Origin of the sequence: Streptomyces caelestis, from assembly GCF_014205255.1 — a bacterium.
In the GTDB taxonomy this organism is placed as follows: Bacteria; Actinomycetota; Actinomycetes; order Streptomycetales; family Streptomycetaceae; genus Streptomyces; species Streptomyces caelestis.
The window spans coordinates 8,565,623-8,586,015 of sequence record NZ_JACHNE010000001.1; the positions used below are offsets into that span (position 1 = coordinate 8,565,623).

A 20,393-nucleotide genomic window follows, 5' to 3' on the forward strand; every position below is an offset into this window, starting at 1 on the left:
ATCGGGCAAATCGGTAGAATCTTGGTCATGGCGCAGTCGTCGGTAGCACCAGAACTCGTCCTGGAGACCGAGACGGGCTCCACAGTGATGATTCCGGGCCGCGACTACCACGTCGGGCGCGACCCGTCGAGCGACATCGTCATCGACGACGACCGGGTCTCATGGCACCACGCGGTGCTGCGGCCCGACGACGGGCACTGGACCATCGAGGACGAGAACAGCACCAACGGCACCTACGCCGACGGCCACCGCATCCACGAGTGGGACGTCGGCCCCGGCAGCGTCATCCGCCTCGGAAGCCCGGCCGACGGCCCCCGCGTGGTCCTGCTGGGGCGCCCCGCACCGACCTCGGAGCGCCCCTCCGCCGTCTCCATGCCGGCCGTGACGGGCACCTACCGGCAGCCCACGACCGTCCGGCCGCTGCCCGCCCGCACCGTCCGCATCGGCCGCGCCGCCGACAACGACCTGGTCATCGACGACCTGGTGGTCTCCCGCCGGCACGCCGAACTGCGCGCTCTGCCCGACGGGACCTACGAGATCACCGACCTCGGCAGCCACAACGGCACGTACCTCAACGGCAGCCGCGTCACCAGCGCCCCGGTCGGCCAGGGCGACATCGTCGGCATCGGCCACTCGGCGTTCTGCCTCGTCGGCGACGAACTCCAGGAATACGTCGACACCGGTGAGGTCTCCCTCGACGTGCAGGACCTGACGGTCGCCGTCGACCGCGGCCGCAAGACGCTGCTGGACCACGTGTCGTTCCCGGTGGGGGAGAAGTGCCTGCTCGCCGTCGTCGGCCCGAGCGGCGCCGGCAAGTCCACGCTCCTCAACGCCCTCACCGGCCAGCGGCCCGCCGACCACGGCACCGTCCTCTACGACGGCCGCGACCTCTACCGGGACTACGCCGAGCTGCGCCAGCGCATCGGCCTCGTCCCGCAGGACGACATCCTGCACGCCCAGCTGACCGTCCGCAAAGCCCTCTCCTACGCCGCCGAGCTGCGCTTCCCGCAGGACACCGCCAGAGCCGAGCGGCGGGCCCGGGTCGACGAGGTGATCCGTGAACTGGGCCTGGAACAGCGCGCCGACCAGCACGTGCACAGCCTCTCCGGCGGCCAGCGCAAGCGGGTCAGCGTGGCCCTGGAGCTGCTGACCAAGCCGTCGCTGCTGTTCCTCGACGAGCCCACCTCCGGCCTCGACCCCGGCATGGACCGCTCGGTGATGCACATGCTGCGCGGCCTCGCCGACGACGGCCGGACCGTCATCGTGGTCACCCACAGCGTGCTCAGCCTGGACGTGTGCGACCGGCTCCTCGTGCTCGCGCCCGGCGGGAGGATCGCCTACTACGGGCCGCCCGAGGACGCCCTGGCGTACTTCGGTTTCGAGCAGTGGCCGGAGGCCTTCGAGGCGTTCGACCGGGACGCGGACCGGGACTGGGCCGGGGACTACAGCACCTCGCCCTTCCACGGCCGGTACGTAGCCGACGCCACCGCCCAGCCCCCGCAGCCCCGGTCCGAGCCCGTCGTCATCGCCCCACCGCCCCGGCCGCGCAGCCGGGCCGCCCAGCTCGGCACGCTGGTGCGCCGGTACGCGGCCGCGCTCGGCGCCGACCGCACCTTCCTGATCATCATGATCGCCCTGCCGTTCGTGATGGGCGTGATGGCGCGGGCCCTGGCGGGCGGCAAGCTGACGCTCGACACGGCGATGAACGCCCTGCTCATCCTGTGCGTCGGCGCGGTGCTCACCGGGGCCGCTAACGCCGTGCGCGAGCTCGTCAAGGAACGGGTGATCTACCAGCGGGAGCGGGCGGTGGGCCTGTCCAGATCGGCGTACCTGATGTCGAAGGTCGTCGTCCTCGGTGTCATCACCGTGCTCCAGGCGGTGGTGCTGACCCTGGTCGCCCTGCTCGGCGTGGACCTCAACGCGCCCGGCGGCGAAGGCGTGCTGCTGTCGCCCCTGGTGGAGATCGCCGTCGCCGTCGCCCTGCTGGCGTTCACGGCCATGATGCTCGGCCTGTTCATCTCCGCGCTGGTGCGCAAGGAGGAGGTGACGATGCCGCTGCTCGTGCTCATCGCCATCGTCCAGGTCGTCTTCTGCGGTGCGCTGCTGAAGCTGGACGGTGTGCCCGGGCTCGAGCAACTGGGCTGGCTGGTGCCCGCGCGCTGGGCGCTGGCCGCGATGGCCGGCACGGTCGGGCTGGCCAGGATCGTGCCCGACGACCTGACGAAGGACCCCCTGTTCGAGCACTCGGCGGGTACCTGGCTGCTCGATGTGGGGATGCTGGTCGTGCTGTCGGCGCTCTTCGGCTTCCTGGTGTCCCGACTGCTGCGCCGCCACGAACCGGCCGTCATGCGGAAGTAGGGAGCCCCTATGACGACTCCCGGATTCCGGCCCACCCACGTCGTCCCGCAGCACGGGATGCCCGCCTGGGAGGCCCCGGACCCGGCCCGGCCCACTGTGGACCTCGACCCCCTGCTGCCGGTGCAGCTCCTCGAACGGCAGGGCGACTGGGGGCATGTGCTGTGCTTCAACGGCTGGTCGGCCTGGGTCGACGGCCGCCGTCTGGTCGCCGTACCGCAGGATCCGCCCGCCGCGGACGGGCCGCTCACGCGCAGCGCCGACCCGCGCCCGCTGCTGGCCCGTACGCAGGAAGCCCTGGCGCGCTACCGCTCCGCGGTCGAGGCCCTCGCGGACGGTCTGGACCGCGAGTCCTTCCACGCCCGCACCCGCGGGCTGCGGATCGGCGTCGTCGTCGACGGCGAGTCCGTGTGGCTCTACGACGCCGCCCACGGGCACTGGGTGTACGCCGAGGGCACCCGGACGACCACGTACGCGACGGACGAGACACCCCGGGCACACCCGAAGCCCCGCCCGGCCGATCCCCCGCCCCCGGCGCGCACCCCGACCCGGGTCGTCCCCGCGGAGTCCGTCGAGGCGACACCCCGGGCCGAGCAGCCGGCCCCTCCGGCCGAGGCACCGCCCACACGGGTGGTACCACCTGAGCCCCCGGGGGCCGTGTCCCCCGAGCCGCCGGAGCCGACACGGGTGGCATCGCCGGAGGCGCCCGATCCGCCTCGGGTCGTGCCTCCTGAGGCTGCTGAGCGGACACGGGTGGCATCGCCGGAGGCACCCGAGGGGGCTCGGATCACGCCTGCCGGCGCTCCTGAGCCGACGCGGGTCGTGCCTCCCGAGGCTCCCGAGCCCACGTGGGTGGTGTCTCCTGCAGCTCCAGGCGCTGCCGAGCCGACGCGGGTCGGGTCTCCTGGGGCGTCGGAGTCGACCCGAGAGGTGTCGCCGGGGGCTGCTGAGCACCCTCGGACCGCGCCTCCTGAGGCATCACCCGAGCCCACGCCGGTGTTGCCTCCTGAGGCTCCCGAGCCGACGCGGGTGGAGTCGCCGGAGGCTGCTGCGCCGACGCGAGTCGTGTCTTCTGAGGCGGCCGAGTCTCCTCGGGCCGGGCCTCCCCGAGCCCCCGAGGCCACCGGGGTCGTGTCCCCCGAGGGGGACGGTGAGCCGGCTTCTGATGAGGCGGTGGCCGGGTCTGCCGATGTGCCGGCCAGGCGGGGCGTGGGGTCCGAGCCCACCCGGATCGTGTCGCCCGAGGGTGACGCCCGTTGAACCGCGAGACGAGCCTGTTCTCGGGGCGGCCGTCCGAGCTGATCGGGCAGCAGATCGCCGGGTACCGGATCGAGCAGGAGATCGGGCGTGGCGGCATGGCCGTGGTCTACCGGGCCCGGGACCTGCGTCTGGAGCGGACCGTCGCGCTCAAGCTGCTCGCCCCGGAACTCGCCCGCAACGACACCTTCCGGCGCCGTTTCACCCACGAGTCCCGGGCCGCCGCCGCGATCGACCACCCGCACATCGTGCCGGTCTTCGAGGCAGGCGAGACGGACGGGGTGCTGTACATCGCGATGCGGTTCGTCGCCGGCAGCGACCTGCGGCATCTGCTGGACCGGGAGGGCCCGTTGCCGCCCGCCACCGCGGTGCGCGTCGCCGCCCAGGTCGCCTCCGCGCTCGACGCGGCCCACGACCACGGGCTGGTGCACCGGGACGTCAAACCCGGCAACATCCTGATCGCCCGCGGCACCGACAGTGACCACCCCGAGCACGCCTACCTCACCGACTTCGGTCTGACGAAGAAGTCGCTGTCGCTGACCGGCTTCACCACGGTGGGCCAGTTCGTCGGCACACTCGACTACGTCGCCCCCGAGCAGATCTCGGGCCGCCCGGTCGACGCCCGCTGCGACGTGTACGGCCTCGCCTGCGTCGTCTACGAGATCCTCGCCGGCCATCCGCCCTTCCTCAGGGACGACGACATGGCCCTGCTGTGGGCCCACCAGTACGACGACCCGCCGCCGCTGACCGAGGCCCGCCCCGGCCTCCCGCCACAGGTGGACCCGGTGTTCGCCGAGGCCCTCGCCAAGAGGCCCGACGACCGGTACCCGTCCTGCCTCGACTTCGTCGCAGCCCTGCGCGCCGCGACGGCCGGTGGCGGGGCCGTCGCGGCGCCCACCCCCGCCCGGCTGGGTCGGCAACCGGGGGAGGAGCGGCCGAAGCCGCCCCCGCGCTGGGCCGAACCGGTCTTCGTGGAGCGGACGGCGTAGAGCAGCGGCCGCAGGGCCGTGTGGGTGTGCCCTGGGTCAGCCTGCCTTCTCCGCGCGCACCTCACCCCGCCGGTGTACGTGCCGTGCCAGCAGCGCCCCGGCGAACCCGGTCACCAGCCCCCACGGGACGGCCAGGCCCACGGCTCCCCACAGCCGGGGTCTGAGGAACAGCTCGCCCGCGAGGCCGCCGCCCAGGTCCCCGATGCCGAGCACGGACAGGCCGAAGTGCGCGGAGATGCGCCCGACCAGGCAGATCACGAACACCGTGAGCACGAGCGCGACCGCCATGTGCACGGCGTGCTGCCAGGCCCGTACCCGGGCCGGCGACCTGGCCGCCATCACGAACGCGGCGGCGATCAGCAGCACCACGTCGACGACCAGCAGCCACCACACCCTGCCGTCGTGCTCGGAGAGCGTCCGCAGATTCAGCTCGGAGATGTCCGGGGTGCGCAGCACTTCGTCGAGGACATGCGGCATGGGCAGCCCGAACGGCCCCTCCACCCGGCCGTTCCAGGTGACGCCGAGACCGATCGTCAGCGCCAGCCACACCAGGTTGGGCATGCCGAGCAGGATCACGGCGAACGTCTCCGCCGCGTGCCCCCGTGTCGCCGCGACGGCCAGGGCGGCGACCACGCCGATGACGACGCAGACGAGCAGCAGCGCGACCATCGCATAGGCGGCGGGCCGCACCGACGTCTGGAAGCGCAGCAGCCTGGCCGGCAACGGGGCGCCACGCGACACGAGCAGGGCCAGCACCAGCACACCGGTGAGCCAGACCACGCCGACGAACACGGACAGCGGAACGTCGGTGCTGAAACCGACCTTCGGTGAGACGCCGAACAGGTCGCCGAGTTCGCCCAGCGCGTCGTTCCCGAGGGAGATGTCGAACGTGTGGCGGGCGGCGAGGGTCAGGCCGATCAGCGCGAGCAGCCACAGGGCGGCGATCCTGGCGGCCCAGCCGGCCAGTTCCGTGGCACCGGTGACCGCGCGGTGCCGCAGGGGCCGCAGGAAGCCCCAGGCGATCACCAGCGCCCCGGTGAGTGTGACGGACAGCGGGACGACGGTCAGGCCCGCCCGCGTGTCGGCGAGGTCTCCGGCGCTTCCGGAGAGCTTCACGGCGCCCCCGACGGCGGTGACCACGGTCGCCGCGACGACCGGTGCGAACGAGCCGTCCGGGAGGTCCCCGGCACCGGCCGCCCACAGGCCCAGGGCGGACACCACCGCCATGGCGAGCAGCCCGCCCAGCACCGTGACGAGGGCATGTGCCCAGCCGTGCCGGGCGACGGCCCGCTCGCCGGAGGTACGTGCCTGGCCGGAAGAGGTGCGCGAACTCACGCTGCCACGCTAAGCAGCACCCGCGCGGGACGCCCGTCGGGAGGTCCGTCCGCGTCGGCTTGCGAGCCCTACGGGACCGGAGCACACAATGAACTCGTAGTGGAAAAAACAGAACACACCGGGATAAATTGCCTCGGGTGTGAGCAGGCCGCAGAGAACTCACGCGGGGAGAAGAGCTCGTGAGCGTCGAACCGCCGTCGTCCGGCCGCCCCACAGGACCTCCCTCGGGTCCGCTGTCGGGCCCCTCCCAGCCGCCCTCGGGGGGTGGGCCGCCCTCCGAGCCGCCGAGCGGGGGAGGGCAGGCGCCGGAGCCCCGCCGCCCGTGGTGGGGGTCGGTACCCCGTGTCGCGCTGATCGCCACTGCCGTGGTGGCCGCCGTGATCCTGGCCGTGGTGTTCACCCGGCCCGACGGCGGCGGCACCGGCGCGACCGACGGCGGTACCAGCACCTCCGAGGGTGAGGTCTTCCTCCAGCCCGCGGCCGACACCGGCCCGGACCCGTTCACCGAGTCCACGGCGAGGGAGAGCTCGGCCTCACCGGTCTCGCCCTCGCCCACCGAGCTGGCCACGCAGAACGCCGTCCAGGGCGTCCAGGGTGGAGCGCCGGGCCTGTACGGCGGCACCCGCAAGGTGGCCAGCTGCGACGTGGAGAAGCAGATCACGTACTTCAAGGGGGCGCCGGAGAAGCAGCGGGCGTTCGCCTCCGTCGCGCGCGTCGACCCGCCTGACGTTCCCGCCTACCTGCGCTCGCTCACCCCCGTGGTGCTGCGCATGGACACCCGCGTCACCAACCACGGTTACCAGGACGGCAGGGCCACCAGCTACCAGGCCGTCCTCCAGTCCGGCACGGCCGTCCTCGTCGACGACCGCGGCGTGCCCCGGGTGCGCTGCGCGTGCGGCAACCCGCTGACCGCGCCGGTCGCCCAGCAGAGCGCGCCGAAGATGACCGGCGACGCGTGGCCGGGGTACAAGCCGTCGAACGTCGTCGCGGTCACGCCCGCTCCGAAGCCGGTCGACGTCTTCGTCGTGTGCGAGCCCGACGGCGAGTGGTTCGAGCGCCACAAGGGCGACACCGGCACGAAGGACCGCAAGACGGAGAAGCCCGACAAGCCGTCCCCGTCGGTGAGCGTCACCACGCCGACGTCACCGTCCGACCCGACCTCTTCGGAGCCTCCCACGAGCGATCCGCCGACATCGGATCCGGAGACGTCGCAGGAGCCGCCGACGAGTGAGCCGCCGACGTCGGAGCCGACGCAGCCTCCGCCCGGGAATGACACCGGGACCGGCACCGGGAACGACACCGGGAACGACACCGGGACCGGTACGACGGACCAGCCCCCGGCCTCCTGACCCGGCCCGAGTCACCCGGCACGGACCACCAGGGCGTAGTCGCCGAGACCCAGCATGTGCTCGGCCGGCAGGTCGCCGTGGGCGGTGCGGACCGCCTGGATGCGGCCGGTCTCCGGTTCGAACACGACGTCCTGGACCGTGCCGAGCTCGACGCCCGTCTCGGTGAGGATCCTGAGGCCCGGCAACTCGTGGTGCGCCGGCACCTCGGCCGGAGCGGCGGCCGAGCGGACGAGCACGGCGTCCGGGCCGATGGCGTGCAGGGCGCCCCAGGGCAGTACGGACTCCTTGCGGGAGTGCCTGCCGCGCACCCGGACATGCGTGACCACACCGGATGGGGCGTCGACCGTCAGCGATGTCAGGACGCCGATCTCGTCCGCCTCGGCCAGTGTCAGGACCGGCAGCCCCCGCGCCTGCGAGAACAGCATCATGGCGGCGCCCCCTTCCGCCCCGCGTGGAAGGCGCCGACCCGGGCGGCGAAGGCCGTCAGGTCGTCGGCCACGTAGCGGGTGGCGTCCGCCGGGATCACCAGCGCCCGGCCGGAGACCGCGGGCGGCTCGCCGCGCGGCACGTACAGCCGGTGCCGGCGCCGCCCGGAACCCTGCGCCAGCGCCTTGCCCGCGGCGATCCGGAAGCCCACGACCCGGCCGCTGGTGCCGCCCTCGACGACCACGTCGAGCACCGTCCCGACCTCGGCGCCCTCGTCGGTCAGCACCTTCGCGTGCAGCACCCGGCCCTGCTGGGCCTCCCGGCGCGCCTCCACGACGGACGTGTCCGCCAGGGCACCGGCGTCGACGATCATGATCGCGTCATGGCCGAGCGAATGCACGGCCGGCCAGGGCAGACGCTGCTTCAGCGGGCCCGACAGCAGCCCCCGGCCGCTGAGCGTGAAGCCGGCGACACGCCCGGCGGCGGCGTCGAAGACGGTGTGCTTGACGTGGGCGACGGCGTCGCCGCCCAGGGTGACCACCGGCAGGGTCGTCAGGCTCCGTGCCGCCATCAGCTCGTTCATCGCTCGCCCTTCCCACCGGGCCGGCGCCGCAGCGCGATGACCTCAGGCGATCCGGACCGGCCGTCCTCGGCCGGCCCCGACTGCTACCGGGTGCCCCGCGGACAGGGGACAATGCCGGGGGCACCGGACGGGCCGAAGACCTGTCAGGACTGCGAAGCCCGGCTCGGGGTACGAGCACTGTGCAGAGCGTCCGGCCAGTCCGGCTTCCCAGAGAGAAACGCATGATCGACCACCTGGACGGGGCAGTGATACCGACTGGTTTCGACGTGCCCGTGGAGCCGCTGAGGCGGGCGGCACACTACACGGGCGAGCAGGGATGCATCGCCGAGGCGCGATCCTTCGCCGCGCTCTTTCTCGAGCAGCTCAGGACCGAGTGGTGCGCGCGGATCGACGACCGGGCCGACGGCGCGGTGCTGCTCGTCGTCAGCGAGCTGGTCACCAACGCCGACCGGCACAGCAACGGGCCGTACATCCTGGAGCTGGTCGGCACGGACACCTCGGTGACGGTGTCGGTCTACGACAGCAGCTCCGCACTGCCCCGCATCTTCCCCCGCAACCCCGAGCGCGTCGGGCGGCACGGCCTGGAGATCGTCCACGCGCTCGCGGAGCAGGTCAGCGTGGAGCGGGTGCCGGTGGGCAAACGGGTACGCGCCGTGCTGCCGCTCACCGGCGAAACCGACGGCTGAACCGTCCACCGGCGGCTGAGTCGTCCGCAGCCCCAGGGCCTGTCGTTTCGATCAGATCGCAGACGCGGGGCCTGGCACGCGTATCTGCGGCGTTGTCGTCGGTTGCCGATGCTCCACACCGAACCCAGAGGCCCTCGCCTCGTTCAAGGACCACTCACGGCGTGTCGCCTGTCACCAACGTCCCCGGACAGCACACCTAGACCCCCCGGAGCCGGCACAGCGGCGGGTGCCGTCCCACTCCCGCGTGTGGGGACGGCACCCGCTGGTCCGCCGGCTGTGTCAGGCGCAGCCCAGCTCGCCCAGCATGCCCTCGCGCAGTCGCGTGATGATCCGCTTGATCAGGCGGGAGACGTGCATCTGCGAGCAGCCCAGCCGCTCCCCGATCTCCGCCTGCGTGGCCTCCTCCACGAACCGCATGTGGATGATCTGCCGGTCGCGTTCGCTCAGCTCCGCCATCAGCGGGGCGAGCGAGTGGAAGTCCTCGACGAGCCGCAGCCCGTCCTCCTCCACACCGATGAAGTCGGCCAGGACCGCCTCGCCGCCCTCCGGGCCGTCGCCGGTGAGCGCGGCGTCCAGCGACGACGAGTTGTACCCGTTGGCGGCGATCTGTCCTTCGACGACCTCCTTCTCGGAGATGTTCATCAGCGTGGCCAGCTCGTTGACCGTGGGTTCGCGGTCCAGCCGGCTGGCGAGTTCCTCGCGGGCCTTGGCCAGTTCCACGCGCAGCTCCTGGAGCCGCCGCGGCACGTGCACCGCCCACGTGGTGTCCCGGAAGAACCGCTTGATCTCACCGACGATGTACGGAAGCGCGAAGGAGGTGAACTCGACCTCGCGCGACAGCTCGAACCGGTCGATGGCCTTGATCAGGCCGATCATGCCGGTCTGGACGATGTCCTCCATGTCGTCGCCGCGGCCCCGGAACCGGCCGGCCGCGAACCGCACGAGCGACATGTTCATCTCGATCAGCGTGTTGCGCGCGTACTGGTATTCGTGCGTGCCCTCTTCGAGTTCCGTCAGGCGCTGGAAGAACTGGCGGGACAGCTCCCGGGCGTCCCGTGGAGCGACGGACCGCGGGTCCACGACTCCCGGCAGCGCTCCGTCACCCGTGCCGGCCTCCGCGTTCTCTTCGACGACCTGTGCCTGCGACCGGATCACGGCGGTCTCCATTACCTCTCCCATGAACGTCACGACGGACATCTGCCTAGGTCCCTCCGAGTTGCGGGTACCCGGTTATGTGCCGCACATGCCCGGCGATCGGCCGCGGTCCGGAAAATTCGGTGGCGTGGGGGGGGTGCCGGCGCGCAGAGGAGTCGTGGTCTCCCAACGCCGCCTGGCCACCGGCCCGTTCGGCGATTCCACCCAGGGCGGAATGTCGGCCCCTTCCCCTGACGACCACGACTCCTAGGCTGGAGAAGTGAGCAACCACGTGCCGAACGAAGCCCGGATCATCCCCCTTCGCCCGCCCGGCGCGCGCCCGCAGGCCGCCCGTCCGGCGACCGCTCCGCCACACCGGAGGCCGCCGGCTCCCGCCCCGAAGGAACCGCTGTGGCGTGACCTGGTCGGTGACGTCCTGCGGCGCGAACGTCTCGCGCAGGAGCGCACGCTGAAGGACGTCGCCGACGAGGCGCGGATCTCCATGCCGTACCTGTCGGAGGTGGAGCGCGGCCGCAAGGAGGCCTCCTCGGAGGTCCTCGCGGCCGCCGCCCGCGCCCTCGGACTGAGCCTCGGCGACCTGCTGTCGAGGGCGCAGGGCGAGTTGGTCCGCGTCACCTCGCGGTACTCGGCAGGCAGCCGCCAAGGGGCGTCCCCCGCGTCGTCCGAGGGGCTGTGCATGGCCGCCTGAGCCCGGGCCGCCGGTGTCTCAGACCCGCACGGGGCGCCGGCTGAGCACCTCGTCGGCCAGCCCGTAGGCCACCGCCTCCTGCGCGGTGAGTACCTTGTCGCGGTCCATGTCGGCCCGCAGGGTGGCCACGTCGTGGTGGGTGTGCCGGGACAGCACCTCCTCCACCTGGGAGCGGATCCGCACCATCTCCTTGGCCTGGAGCGACAGGTCGGACGCCGTGCCGCGCGCCCCGCCCGTGGCCGGCTGCCCGAGCAGCACCCGCGCGTGCTCCAGCACGAACCGCCGGCCGGTATCCCCGCCGGCCAGCAGCACGGCCGCCGTGGAGGCCGCCTGCCCGACGCAGAACGTCGAGATCGGCGCCTGCACGTACGTCATGGTGTCGTAGATGGCCATGAGCGAAGTGAACGAGCCGCCGGGAGAGTTGAGGTAGATCGAGATCTCGCTCTCCGGTGACGACGACTCCAGGTGCAGGAGCTGTGCGATGACGACGTTGGCGACGCCGTCGTCGATCTCGGTGCCGAGGAAGATGATCCGCTCGGACAGCAGCCGGCTGAACACGTCGTAGGACCGCTCGCCCTGGGGGGTGCGCTCGACGACGTTCGGAATCGTGTAGGTACCCATCACTGAAGCCCCATCCTGCGCCGGGTGGCCGCCGGGCGGATGTCCGCGAGGGACTCCAGGACCCGGTCCACCATGCCGTACTCCCTGGCCTCCTCGGCCGTGAACCAGCGGTCCCGGTCGCCGTCCCGGGAGATGGTCTCCGGGGTCTGCCCGGTGTGCTCGGCGGTGATCCGCTCGATGGTCCGCTTGGTGAACTCCAGGTTCTCCGCCTGGATCTCGATGTCCGCGGTGGTGCCGCCGATGCCCCCCGACGGCTGGTGCATCATGACGCGCGCGTTCGGCAGGGAGTAGCGCTTGCCGGGTGTGCCTACGCAGAGCAGGAACTGGCCCATGCTGGCGGCGAAGCCCATGGCCAGGGTGGAGACGTCGTTGGGGATCAGCCGCATCGTGTCGTAGATGGCCAGGCCCGCGTGTACCGAGCCGCCGGGGCTGTTGATGTACAGGCTGATGTCGGTGCGCGGGTCCTCCGCGGACAGGATCAGCAGCTGGGCGCAGACTCGGTTGGCTGAGACCTCGTCCACCTGCGTGCCCAGCAGCACGATGCGCTGCGCGAGCAGTTGCGCGGCCAGATGGTCGTCGAACCGGGTCGGAGGGGTGTCGCCCTCCTCGGCCCGCGGGGCGAGTGTCGTGAGTGGAGTCATCGGTTCTCCTCGTCGTGGCAGAAGGGCCGCGGACCTGCCGCGGACGTGCCGTCGACTCCACTCTTGACCTCGGACGATGCCCACAGGCCGTTTCTCTGCCCTCGGCAGATCCGCTCCGGGCAGAGCGCGGCTGTGCCGCAGCGGGAGCTCCGGGCACAGCCGGTGGCCTGCTGGGCGCCCGGCAGTTGGGCCCGCCCCAGTTCACGGGTGATGGCCGTACCCCAGTCGCCGCCCCGCGCGCCGAACCGCTCCACTCGGGCCTCGACGCCGCACCACCGAAACAATCACCCGCCCGGCCGATGAGTTTCCCGGCGTGGACCGGTCGACACAGATGACAGCGATCCACGCTCCAGGAGGTACTCATGGCATCCGACGGTTTCACCACGTGTCTCTGGTTCGACGGCCAGGCCGAGGAGGCCGCTCACTTCTACGTCTCGGTCTTCAAGAACTCCAGCGTCGGAAAGATCGCCCGCTACCCCGAGGGAGCGCCCCAGCCCGCCGGCGGCGTGATGACCGTCGAGTTCACGGCCAACGGCCACAAGTTCCTCGGACTCAACGGCGGCCCGCAGTTCAAGTTCACCGAGGCGGTCTCCTTCATGATCTTCTGCGAGAACCAGGAGGAGATCGACTACTACTGGACCAAGCTCACCGAGAACGGCGGGGAGCCCGGCCCGTGCGGCTGGCTCAAGGACCAGTACGGAGTGTCCTGGCAGGTCGTCCCGGACCGGCTCGACGACATGATCACCGACCCGGACCCCGCGAAGGCGGCCCGCGTGACCCAGGCGTTCATGGCGATGAGCAAGTTCGACATCGCCGCTCTGGAGAAGGCGTACGCGGGCGAATGACGCGCCTCCGGAGAGGGGCAGGGGCCCCTTCTGCCCCTACCGGGACTCGGCCAGGATCTCCCCGATCACGTACCGGGAGTTCTCCGCGACCGGCGGGTTCGTTTCCCAGTAGTACGGCAGCGCGATGACCGCGATCGACAGAGCCCAGCCCCGGCCCCGCGCCCACTCGGCCCCGTCCGCGCCCACGGCCTCGCGGAAGACGCCGCGGACCTCGGCGGGCAGCAGGCACCAGGCGCTGATGAGGTCGACGGCGGGATCGCCCACCCCCACCGTGCCGTAGTCGATCACGCCGGTCAGTCGCCGGCCGCTGACCAGCAGGTTCCCGGCCATCAGATCGCCGTGCGCCCAGACCGGCGGCCCGGCGTACTCCGGGCCGCGCAGGGCCTGTTCCCACAGGTCCGTCACCGCCGCCGTGTCGATCCGGCCCGCCAGCTGCGCGAGCGCCTCACGCATGAACCGCTCCCGGGTCGCCAGAGGCACACCCCGGTACCCGATCGGGCCCTGCGCCGCGTCGATCCGGCGCAGGGCCGTGACGTACGCGCCCAGGTCCTCGGCGAGCAGCCCGGGTTCCTCCAGCGCGCCGGGCACCGGATTGCGGCCGTCCAGCCAGCCGTACACCGCCCAGGGCCACGGGAAGTCGTCGCCGGGCTCACCCTGCCCGAGGGGTTCGGGCGCGGCGGCGGGCAGTCCGGGTGCCAGCCGGGGCAGCCAGCGCAGTTCGTGCGTGATGGCCTCGACCGCGCGGGGATGCCGGGGGAGCCGAACGACCTTGTCCGCACCGAGGCGGAACATGGCGTTCTCCGTCCCGGAGGACTCAAGGCGCCGCAGGGACAGTCCTGTCCACCGCGGGAACTGCCCCGCGATCAGCCGGCCGACGAGCGAGACGTCGATGTCCACCTCGTCCTCATGCATTCGCACCGCGCGCATGACGCCATTCGAGCGGTCAACTCGCCGACTGTCGAATGATTTTCGTGATCTCCCGGGCGATGCGCAGGATGCCGGGGGAGCGGACCGGGCAGGGTTTCGGCGTGGACGTCGTGGGGGCCAGGCAGAAGTGCAGGTAGTCGTCGTCCCGGTGCAGGGCCGTCCGGTCGCGGGACGGCTGAGTGCAGTAGTCGGGATGGGCACGCTCGTAGGCGGTGCACGGGAGGTACTGCGTCCAGGTGTAGCGGTCCGACCCCGGACTCACCGCCTTCCCGGCGTCGGCGACGACGCCGCCCGACGTGGCGGCCAAACGCTCGTACAGTCCGTTCACCCGGCGCACCCGGTCGGGCGTGATCGGATCCGGGCCCTGGAGCACCCACACGATCCGCGGCCGGTGGGAGCCGCCGGCCGTCGCGATCTGCTCGATGAGTTTGCGCGCGTCGGCCTCGTACCGCTTGAAGTACCGCTCCCGCGCACCGTCGTAGGTGATCCCGTCCATGCACCAGGTGAAGTCCCAGGCGTTGCCCCAGAACTGCAACACCACGTAGTCCGGACGCAGCGACCGCACCAGGGCGGCCGCCTTGTCCCGGGCCGGTACGAGGGACCGCTCGGCCGTGCCCTCCAGGTAGTCGCAGAGGGTGGTGCCCGAGTAGGGGGCGCTCGTGTACTTCGCGCGCAGGTCCCGGCGCAGCTCCTGGCCGAGGACCTTCTGGTTCTCCATGGCGAGCGAGTCGCCGAGGTACAGCACGGTGGGCGCCTTCACGGGGGCTCGGGCGCTGGGGGAGGTTGCGGGGGCACGCTGGTGGGTGGTCGCGGACACGTCCGGAGCGGACGGCGGGGGAGCCTCGGGCCCGGACGACGGGTCGCCGCACGCACCGAGCAGCAACCCCGCCACCAGCACACCCACGATCCACGGTCTGCGCATACGGCAACTCCCGCCCCGGCCCGGTGAAACGGCTCCCCACGCAAGCACAGGCGGACCCCCGGGGGAAGACACGCGTCGGCCACGAAACGCGGTCCGTGGCCGACGATGTGACAGTGGGCCAGGCCCGGCCGGCGGGGGAGAGGGGCCGAGGTGGCCGACGAGCAGTTCCGGCCTGGGTGTGTTCCAGGTGATGCAGTTCGGCCGGGGCCCGGTCGCGGCGCCGGCCGGGATCCGGTCGTCGGGCACGGACCAGTCGACGTCTTCGACGCCGTAGTGACCTCCCGGCGCCGGACACGCCGACCGCACCACTCCCGGCGCACGCCGGACGGGCACGCCGGACGCGGCAAGGAGAACGCGGTGCGCCGCCACCCGCCCACTTCACGACAGGTCGTTCACCAGCACCGCCGCCCCGTCGAACCGCCCGGCCTCGAGGTCCGCGAGCGCCTCCACGGCCCGCGACAGCGGATACGGATGGGTGGTCGCGCGTACGCCGTACCTCGCCGCGAGGGTCAGGAACTCGCGGCCGTCCGCGCGGGTGTTTGAGGCGACGCTGCGTACCTGCTTCTCGTAGAACAGCTCGGTCTCGTAGTGCAGGGGCGGCGTGTCGGTGAGGTGGACGCCGGCGATGGCCAGGACACCGCCGCGGTCCAGGGCGCGCAGGGCGACCGGGACCAGCTCGCCGACGGGGGCGAACAGGATCGCGCTGTCCAGCGGCTCCGGCGGCCCCGCGTACGTGTCCTGCGCGGAGGCCGCGCCCAGCTCCAGTGCCAGCCGCCGGGCGGCCGCGCCGCGTGTCATGACGTGCACGGTGGCGCCCTCGGCGAGCGCCACCTGCGCGCACAGATGGGCGCTGCCCCCGAAGCCGTAGAGCCCGAGCCGTCCCCCGGGCGGCAGTCCGGCCCGCCGCAGCGCCCGGTGGCCGATGATGCCGGCGCACAGGAGGGGAGCCAGGGCCACGTCCGGCACGCCGTCGGGCAGCCGGTAGGCGAACGCCGCAGGCACCGTCGTGTACTCCGCGTAGCCGCCGTCGGTGTCCCAGCCCGTGTACCGGGAGCGGGGACACAGGTTCTCCGCGCCGCGCGCGCAGTACGCGCAGCTGCCGTCGGTGCTGCGCAGCCAGGCCACACCGACCCGGTCGCCCACCGCGAAGCCGCGCACCGCCGCGCCGGCCCCGGCCACCTCCCCGACGACCTCGTGACCGGGCGTGACGCCCGCCCGGCGCGCGGGCAGGTCGCCCTCGGCGACGTGCAGGTCGGTGCGGCACACACCGCAGGCGCGCACGCGCACCAGCAGCTCGTCGTCCGCGGGCACCGGCACCGGTTTCCCGACCAGCCGCAAGGATCCTTCCTCGACCGGTCCCGGACGGACCACTGACCACGCGCGCATCGTCCCGTCCGCCATGCCGCCGCTCCCCGTCCTGCCGAAGGCTCCCGCCCAGTCTGCGACGGCACCGCCCGTTCGGCGCGCGGGCCGGCCCGCGGGTGATTAGCGTGAGGAAACGGACTATCCGCTCATTCGGAGAGGGTCGCAGTCATGGCCGTGCAACCTGAAGGAAGCCCGTGCTGGGCTGACGCGATGTTCAGCGACCTCGAAGGGGCCAAGAGCTTCTACGGAGACGTCCTCGGCTGGACCTTCGCCGAGGCGTCGACGGAGTTCGGCAATTACACCGAGGCCTGTGCGAACGGCAAGGCGGTCGCCGCCGTCGTCCCGCCCATGCCAGGCCAGGAGGGCCAGTCGCAGTGGTGCCTCTACTTCGCGGCCCGGGACGCCGCCGCCACCGCCGCCCGGATCCGTGACCACGGCGGCGAGGTGCTGATGGAGCCGATGCGGGTCGGCGACTTCGGCACCATGTGCCTGGCCCGCGACCCGGGCGGTGTCGTCTTCGGCGTTTGGCAGGCGGGCACCCATGAGGGTTTCGACACCATGGCCGAACCGGGTGCTTACACGTGGGCGGAGGTCGTCACCCACGAGCCCGAGAAGTCCGACGCGTTCTTCCCCGCCGTCTTCTCCTACCAGCAGAAGGAGATGGAGGACGAGGAGATGGACTTCCGGATCTACGACCTCGGCGACCGCAGCGTGCTGGGCCGGATGAAGATGACGGACGACTTCCCGCCCGAGGTGCCGCCGTACATCGACGTCTACTTCGCCGTCGAGGACTGTGACGACGCCGTCGCGAAGGCCACCAAGCTCGGCGGCGTCCTGCGCTTCGGGCCCATGGACACCCCGTTCGGCCGGTTCGCGTCCCTCAGCGATCCGCAGGGCGCCAACTTCTCGGTCATCGACATCACCAGGACCGAGGGCGAGATGCCGAAGATGACCGACGTGAGCTGAGACCTCCGGCCGGACGGCCCACGCGGTCATGGCATGATCGGGCCCATGCGTGAACGTGTTGTGGCCGCGTGTGACGGGGCTTCGAAGGGAAATCCCGGGCCCGCGGGCTGGGCCTGGGTCGTCGCCGACGCTTCCGAGAGCCCGGTGCGCTGGGAGGCGGGGCCGCTCGGCAAGGCCACCAACAACGTCGCGGAACTCACCGCGCTGGAGCGCCTGCTGACGGCGACCGACCCGGACGTGCCGCTCGAGATCCGGATGGACTCGCAGTACGCGATGAAGGCCGTCACCACCTGGCTGCCCGGCTGGAAGCGCAACGGCTGGAAGACCTCCGGCGGGAAGCCGGTCGCCAACCAGGAACTGGTCGTGCGCATCGACGAGCTCCTGGACGGCCGCTCGGTCGAGTTCCGCTACGTGCCCGCCCACCAGGTCGACGGCGACCGGCTCAACGACTTCGCCGACCGCGCCGCCAGCCAGGCCGCGACCGTCCAGGAGCCCGCGGGCAGCGGACTCGGCTCCCCTGAGCCGCCGCCCGCCCCGGGCGCCACGGCCAAGGCCCCGCGCTCCCGGTCGCGCGGCGGCTCGGCCCGCACCGCGAAGGCCTCCTCGCGCACCATCAAGGCCAAGTTCCCCGGCCGCTGCCAGTGCGGCCGCTCCTACGCGGCCGGCGAGTCCATCGCCAAGAACGACAGCGGCTGGGGCCACCCGGAGTGCCGCACGGCCGAGACCGTCTGAGCAGTCGGACCTTCCGGTTCTCTCAGCCGGCGTGGAGGATCCGGAAGCGATCGGGTTCCGCCGGATCCCGGTCGACGACCTGGACCGGTGCCGAGGCCCACTGCCAGACCCCGATGCCCGGCGTGCGGGAGAACCGGATCTGCCCGCGGGTGCCCTCGACTGCGACGCGCGGCCATGATGCGGCGGTGCGCGCCCGGTCCACGCCGTGGGACCGCAGCACATCGGCGAGGACGGCGACCGTGTCGTAGCCCTCGAAGGCGACGAAGGAGGGCGCTTCGCCCAGCGTCTCGCGGCGCTCCGTCTCGACTCGTGCACCCAGTGGGCTGAGTCGCGCGGGCAGGTAGCGCAGGAACGGGACCCCGGCGCTGTCGTCGCCCAGTGACGTCGCCCATTCGGTGACCTCGGGCTGCCCGGCCGGAGCACCGATCATGACCTCGGCGAGGCGCTGGTCGCGGCGGACGGACCTGACGATGGACACGGCCGGTTCCGGATGGCCGACCAGAAGGAGGAGGGCTGTCGCGCGCTGGTCGACGAGTTCGTCGCACACCGCCGTGGGGGTGAACGCGCCCATGTCGAGTTCGACGACGGTGGCGCCGCGCGGAGCGAGGTGGTCCCGCAGAACGCGGGTTCCGGCTGCCCAGTAGACGCTCGGCTGGGCAGCCACGGTGATGCGGCGGTGGCCCGCGCTGAGGAGGAAGTCCGCGTAGACCCGCCGGCCGCGGGACTGCGGCGGGGGAAGGCGCGCGACCCGTTCCGTCGGCTGTTCGGTCAGCGCGTCGAGAACCGCCGACGAGCGGAGGAACGGCAGACCGAGGGCGTCGGCCCTGTCGGCGGCGGCGCGAGCGACGACACTGTGATACTCCCCCGCCAGGGCGGCCACCCCAGGCGGGCCAGTTCGTCCACGGCCGCCGCGCTGCGGATCGGCCGCGGTGTCCCGGACCACCATCCAGTGGTCTTCCGGCGATCCCGCCGTCGTCGTCGACCTCGCGAACGGCCAGCTCCAGCCCGGCGAGCAGATGCCGGCCCGCCTCGCTGTCTGTGTGTCAGGCGTCGAACGTGTAGTGCGCCGTATGGTCCAGCAGATCCGCCGGGCTCGTGTCGTGCCAGGGCCTCATCGTCTCGCGCAGGTCGATCACGTTCGGCGTGCCCGCGGCCGGCAGATAGCCGGAACCGGGGTGCCGCCGCTGCCACTCGGCCCACAGCTTGTCGATGTACGCGTGGTGCAGCCAGAACACCGGGTCGTTGGGGGACACCCCGGTGGCCATCTGCCCGCCGACCCAGACGTGGACGCGGTTGTGCAGGTTGACGCCCCGCCACCCTTCGAGGTGATTGCGGAAACCGTCCGAGGCGCTGTTCCAGGGCGCCATGTCGTACGTGGGTATCGACAGCACCGACTCGACCTCGGCCGGCGTCGGCAACTGACGTCCCCCGGCACCGAGGGAACGCCGCAGGAACGTACGGCCGTCGACCCGCACGTTGATCGGCCAGTTCCCGGCGGGCGCGGAGAACGGCCCGTCCGTCACCCGGCTGTCCCTCTCGCGCCCGGTGCCCCCGAGGAAGTCGGGCGCCCACAGCGAGGAGCGCGGCGAACGGTCGACGGTCCAGTCCCAGTACGGCAGGGCCACCGACGCGTCCACCGACTGCAGCGCCCGCTCGAACTCCAGGAGGAATCTTCGGTGCCAGGGCAGGAAGGACGGTGAGCGGTGTCCCGTCCGCTCGCCGTCGTCGGTGTCGGAGACGATGAACGCGTTGTGTGTCGTGACGAATGCGTCGTAGCGGCCGCTGCGCTTCAACTCCAGGAGCGCGGCGACGAAACGCCGCTTCTCGTCTGCGGTCAGGGCGGACTGGTTCTTGCGGACGGTCATGTGCGAGTGCTCCAGGTGCCTTGCGTCTAAGGTCAGTTGGCGGGGAAGGGCAGCAGTGGCGCGCCCTGGAGGTCGTCCACGGCGGCGCGGGCGGCGGCGCGCGGGGTGGGCACCGGGTCGTAGTGGCTGACGACACTGATCCAGGTGCCGTCGGCGTTGCGCATCACGTGCAGTTCCACGCCGTCGACGAACACCGCGTATCCCGCGCCGTGGTGGTGACCGGCTCCGGCGGCCGGACGGCCCTGTATCCGGCGGCCCTTGTAGACCTCGTCGAAGGTCCCGTGGGCGTCGTGGTGCCCGGCGGCCATGGCCGGGGTGCCTGCCGACCATGGCCCCGCGGCAGTGGCGAGGACTGCCGCGGCGGTGAGCGCACGGCGACGGCTGAGTTCCGGCATACGGACCTCCTGGGTTCGTTCGGCTGATGACCCCGCATGCCTATCGGCCCGTCCGGTACCGGGAGAAATCCACGCGAGCCGGTTGGCTTCGATTCGGGCAATTCCCCTTATGTCGTGCAACCTTGAACCAAGATGATCTTGCTGTGAGGGGGTGTTCGAGCGGGTGCGGAGCGGGAAGTTCCGCCCACGAGGGGGGCTGGGGCGGGTGTTTCTCCCCGTCTGGCCCGCTGTCCGTGGTGCGCGTCACGCCGTGAATCTGGCGCGATTCGACGGCCGGCTGATGATGCCTTT

The 20,393-nt window shown here is 72.1% G+C and carries 20 protein-coding genes and 1 pseudogene; 9 read left to right on the plus strand and 12 right to left on the minus strand.

Annotated features, from left to right (window positions below; genetic code table 11):
• The first annotated feature begins 27 nt into the window (after nucleotides 1-27).
• The 3 genes from HDA41_RS38755 to HDA41_RS38765 are packed head-to-tail and all read left to right on the plus strand — an operon-like array spanning nucleotide 28 to nucleotide 4,601.
• A complete protein-coding gene (locus HDA41_RS38755; RefSeq protein ID WP_184992492.1) occupies nucleotides 28-2,358 on the plus strand; it encodes an ABC transporter ATP-binding protein/permease in 2,331 nt (776 codons plus the stop codon).
• 9 nt (nucleotides 2,359-2,367) lie between these two features.
• Nucleotides 2,368-3,615, plus strand: coding sequence for a hypothetical protein (locus HDA41_RS42930; protein ID WP_376706840.1), 1,248 nt, complete (start codon nucleotides 2,368-2,370; stop codon nucleotides 3,613-3,615).
• Nucleotides 3,612-4,601, plus strand: a complete 990-nt coding sequence (locus HDA41_RS38765) for a serine/threonine-protein kinase (RefSeq protein ID WP_184992494.1) — start codon at nucleotides 3,612-3,614, stop codon at nucleotides 4,599-4,601. Before HDA41_RS42930 ends, HDA41_RS38765 begins: the two co-directional genes overlap by 4 nt.
• Before the next feature lie 36 nt (nucleotides 4,602-4,637).
• Here HDA41_RS38765 and HDA41_RS38770 read toward each other — a convergent pair whose 3' ends face one another.
• On the minus strand, nucleotides 4,638-5,936 hold the full coding sequence (locus HDA41_RS38770; RefSeq protein WP_184992496.1) for a streptophobe family protein: 1,299 nt from the start codon (nucleotides 5,934-5,936) through the stop codon (nucleotides 4,638-4,640).
• Between the two features lie 179 nt (nucleotides 5,937-6,115).
• Here HDA41_RS38770 and HDA41_RS38775 point away from each other — a divergent pair, with 179 nt between their 5' ends.
• Nucleotides 6,116-7,285 carry a DUF6777 domain-containing protein gene (locus tag HDA41_RS38775; RefSeq protein ID WP_230299824.1) on the plus strand — a complete coding sequence of 390 codons (1,170 nt, stop codon included), beginning with the start codon at nucleotides 6,116-6,118 and terminating at the stop codon, nucleotides 7,283-7,285.
• Nucleotides 7,286-7,296: 11 nt separating this feature from the next.
• Here the strand turns inward: HDA41_RS38775 and HDA41_RS38780 are convergent, their stop codons facing one another.
• Both HDA41_RS38780 and HDA41_RS38785 read right to left on the minus strand, forming a co-directional pair.
• Nucleotides 7,297-7,713, minus strand: coding sequence for a PRC-barrel domain-containing protein (locus tag HDA41_RS38780; RefSeq protein ID WP_184992498.1), 417 nt, complete (start codon nucleotides 7,711-7,713; stop codon nucleotides 7,297-7,299).
• Nucleotides 7,710-8,294, minus strand: a complete 585-nt coding sequence (locus HDA41_RS38785) for a PRC-barrel domain-containing protein (RefSeq protein ID WP_184992500.1) — start codon at nucleotides 8,292-8,294, stop codon at nucleotides 7,710-7,712. Before HDA41_RS38785 ends, HDA41_RS38780 begins: the two co-directional genes overlap by 4 nt.
• Before the next feature lie 221 nt (nucleotides 8,295-8,515).
• On the opposite strand from HDA41_RS38785, the gene HDA41_RS38790 reads away from it, so the two are divergent.
• Entirely contained in the window at nucleotides 8,516-8,980 is a 465-nt protein-coding gene (locus tag HDA41_RS38790) for an ATP-binding protein (protein ID WP_184992502.1), read from the plus strand.
• Between the two features lie 279 nt (nucleotides 8,981-9,259).
• Here the strand turns inward: HDA41_RS38790 and HDA41_RS38795 are convergent, their stop codons facing one another.
• Nucleotides 9,260-10,147 (minus strand): RNA polymerase sigma factor SigF, encoded by an 888-nt coding sequence (locus HDA41_RS38795; protein ID WP_184994098.1) that lies wholly within the window; start codon nucleotides 10,145-10,147, stop codon nucleotides 9,260-9,262.
• Between the two features lie 247 nt (nucleotides 10,148-10,394).
• Here HDA41_RS38795 and HDA41_RS42480 point away from each other — a divergent pair, with 247 nt between their 5' ends.
• On the plus strand, nucleotides 10,395-10,823 hold the full coding sequence (locus HDA41_RS42480; RefSeq protein ID WP_184992504.1) for a helix-turn-helix domain-containing protein: 429 nt from the start codon (nucleotides 10,395-10,397) through the stop codon (nucleotides 10,821-10,823).
• Between the two features lie 18 nt (nucleotides 10,824-10,841).
• Here the strand turns inward: HDA41_RS42480 and HDA41_RS38805 are convergent, their stop codons facing one another.
• Nucleotides 10,842-11,444 carry a ClpP family protease gene (locus tag HDA41_RS38805; RefSeq protein ID WP_184992506.1) on the minus strand — a complete coding sequence of 201 codons (603 nt, stop codon included), beginning with the start codon at nucleotides 11,442-11,444 and terminating at the stop codon, nucleotides 10,842-10,844.
• The gene (locus tag HDA41_RS38810) at nucleotides 11,444-12,085 is read right to left on the minus strand and encodes an ATP-dependent Clp protease proteolytic subunit (RefSeq protein WP_184992508.1); all 642 of its coding nucleotides are present in this window, start codon (nucleotides 12,083-12,085) and stop codon (nucleotides 11,444-11,446) included. The genes HDA41_RS38805 and HDA41_RS38810 overlap by 1 nt, the downstream gene beginning before the upstream one ends.
• Before the next feature lie 362 nt (nucleotides 12,086-12,447).
• On the opposite strand from HDA41_RS38810, the gene HDA41_RS38815 reads away from it, so the two are divergent.
• On the plus strand, nucleotides 12,448-12,930 hold the full coding sequence (locus HDA41_RS38815; RefSeq protein WP_184992510.1) for a VOC family protein: 483 nt from the start codon (nucleotides 12,448-12,450) through the stop codon (nucleotides 12,928-12,930).
• A gap of 36 nt (nucleotides 12,931-12,966) precedes the next feature.
• Here the strand turns inward: HDA41_RS38815 and HDA41_RS38820 are convergent, their stop codons facing one another.
• From HDA41_RS38820 to HDA41_RS38830, 3 genes are all read right to left on the minus strand, one after another.
• Nucleotides 12,967-13,857, minus strand: a complete 891-nt coding sequence (locus tag HDA41_RS38820; protein ID WP_184992512.1) for an aminoglycoside phosphotransferase family protein — start codon at nucleotides 13,855-13,857, stop codon at nucleotides 12,967-12,969.
• Between the two features lie 16 nt (nucleotides 13,858-13,873).
• Entirely contained in the window at nucleotides 13,874-14,779 is a 906-nt protein-coding gene (locus tag HDA41_RS38825) for an SGNH/GDSL hydrolase family protein (RefSeq protein WP_184992514.1), read from the minus strand.
• A gap of 378 nt (nucleotides 14,780-15,157) precedes the next feature.
• Nucleotides 15,158-16,165: a zinc-binding alcohol dehydrogenase family protein gene (locus tag HDA41_RS38830; protein ID WP_184994100.1), complete on the minus strand. Its 1,008-nt coding sequence runs from the start codon at nucleotides 16,163-16,165 to the stop codon at nucleotides 15,158-15,160.
• Nucleotides 16,166-16,312: 147 nt separating this feature from the next.
• Between HDA41_RS38830 and HDA41_RS38835 the strand changes: the two genes are divergently transcribed.
• Nucleotides 16,313-17,110, plus strand: coding sequence for a VOC family protein (locus HDA41_RS38835; protein ID WP_184992516.1), 798 nt, complete (start codon nucleotides 16,313-16,315; stop codon nucleotides 17,108-17,110).
• A 33-nt stretch (nucleotides 17,111-17,143) separates the two neighbouring features.
• The gene (locus tag HDA41_RS38840; protein WP_184992518.1) at nucleotides 17,144-17,842 is read left to right on the plus strand and encodes a ribonuclease H family protein; all 699 of its coding nucleotides are present in this window, start codon (nucleotides 17,144-17,146) and stop codon (nucleotides 17,840-17,842) included.
• 22 nt (nucleotides 17,843-17,864) lie between these two features.
• On the opposite strand, the pseudogene HDA41_RS38845 reads toward HDA41_RS38840, so the two are convergent.
• From HDA41_RS38845 to melC1, 3 genes and pseudogenes are all read right to left on the minus strand, one after another.
• Nucleotides 17,865-18,873: pseudogene (locus tag HDA41_RS38845) on the minus strand (ABC transporter substrate-binding protein); the annotation flags it as partial.
• Between the two features lie 12 nt (nucleotides 18,874-18,885).
• Entirely contained in the window at nucleotides 18,886-19,707 is an 822-nt protein-coding gene (gene melC2, locus HDA41_RS38850; protein ID WP_184992520.1) for a tyrosinase MelC2, read from the minus strand.
• Nucleotides 19,708-19,739: 32 nt separating this feature from the next.
• Nucleotides 19,740-20,102 (minus strand): apotyrosinase chaperone MelC1, encoded by a 363-nt coding sequence (melC1, locus tag HDA41_RS38855; RefSeq protein WP_184992522.1) that lies wholly within the window; start codon nucleotides 20,100-20,102, stop codon nucleotides 19,740-19,742.
• Nucleotides 20,103-20,393 lie beyond the last annotated feature (291 nt).

Excerpts from the sequence above, each read along its gene's own strand:
- HDA41_RS38755 (WP_184992492.1), top strand. The coding sequence starts at position 28 with ATGGCGCAGTCGTCGGTAGCACCAGAACTCGTCCTGGAGACCGAGACG.
- HDA41_RS42930 (WP_376706840.1), top strand. The coding sequence starts at position 2,368 with ATGACGACTCCCGGATTCCGGCCCACCCACGTCGTCCCGCAGCACGGG.
- HDA41_RS38780 (WP_184992498.1), bottom strand. The coding sequence starts at position 7,713 with ATGATGCTGTTCTCGCAGGCGCGGGGGCTGCCGGTCCTGACACTGGCC.
- HDA41_RS38785 (WP_184992500.1), bottom strand. The coding sequence starts at position 8,294 with ATGAACGAGCTGATGGCGGCACGGAGCCTGACGACCCTGCCGGTGGTC.
- HDA41_RS38790 (WP_184992502.1), top strand. The coding sequence starts at position 8,516 with ATGATCGACCACCTGGACGGGGCAGTGATACCGACTGGTTTCGACGTG.
- HDA41_RS38795 (WP_184994098.1), bottom strand. The coding sequence starts at position 10,147 with ATGGAGACCGCCGTGATCCGGTCGCAGGCACAGGTCGTCGAAGAGAAC.
- HDA41_RS38805 (WP_184992506.1), bottom strand. The coding sequence starts at position 11,444 with ATGGGTACCTACACGATTCCGAACGTCGTCGAGCGCACCCCCCAGGGC.
- HDA41_RS38810 (WP_184992508.1), bottom strand. The coding sequence starts at position 12,085 with ATGACTCCACTCACGACACTCGCCCCGCGGGCCGAGGAGGGCGACACC.
- HDA41_RS38815 (WP_184992510.1), top strand. The coding sequence starts at position 12,448 with ATGGCATCCGACGGTTTCACCACGTGTCTCTGGTTCGACGGCCAGGCC.
- HDA41_RS38820 (WP_184992512.1), bottom strand. The coding sequence starts at position 13,857 with ATGCGCGCGGTGCGAATGCATGAGGACGAGGTGGACATCGACGTCTCG.
- HDA41_RS38825 (WP_184992514.1), bottom strand. The coding sequence starts at position 14,779 with ATGCGCAGACCGTGGATCGTGGGTGTGCTGGTGGCGGGGTTGCTGCTC.
- HDA41_RS38830 (WP_184994100.1), bottom strand. The coding sequence starts at position 16,165 with ATGCGCGCGTGGTCAGTGGTCCGTCCGGGACCGGTCGAGGAAGGATCC.
- HDA41_RS38835 (WP_184992516.1), top strand. The coding sequence starts at position 16,313 with ATGGCCGTGCAACCTGAAGGAAGCCCGTGCTGGGCTGACGCGATGTTC.
- HDA41_RS38840 (WP_184992518.1), top strand. The coding sequence starts at position 17,144 with ATGATCGGGCCCATGCGTGAACGTGTTGTGGCCGCGTGTGACGGGGCT.
- melC2 (WP_184992520.1), bottom strand. The coding sequence starts at position 19,707 with ATGACCGTCCGCAAGAACCAGTCCGCCCTGACCGCAGACGAGAAGCGG.
- melC1 (WP_184992522.1), bottom strand. The coding sequence starts at position 20,102 with ATGCCGGAACTCAGCCGTCGCCGTGCGCTCACCGCCGCGGCAGTCCTC.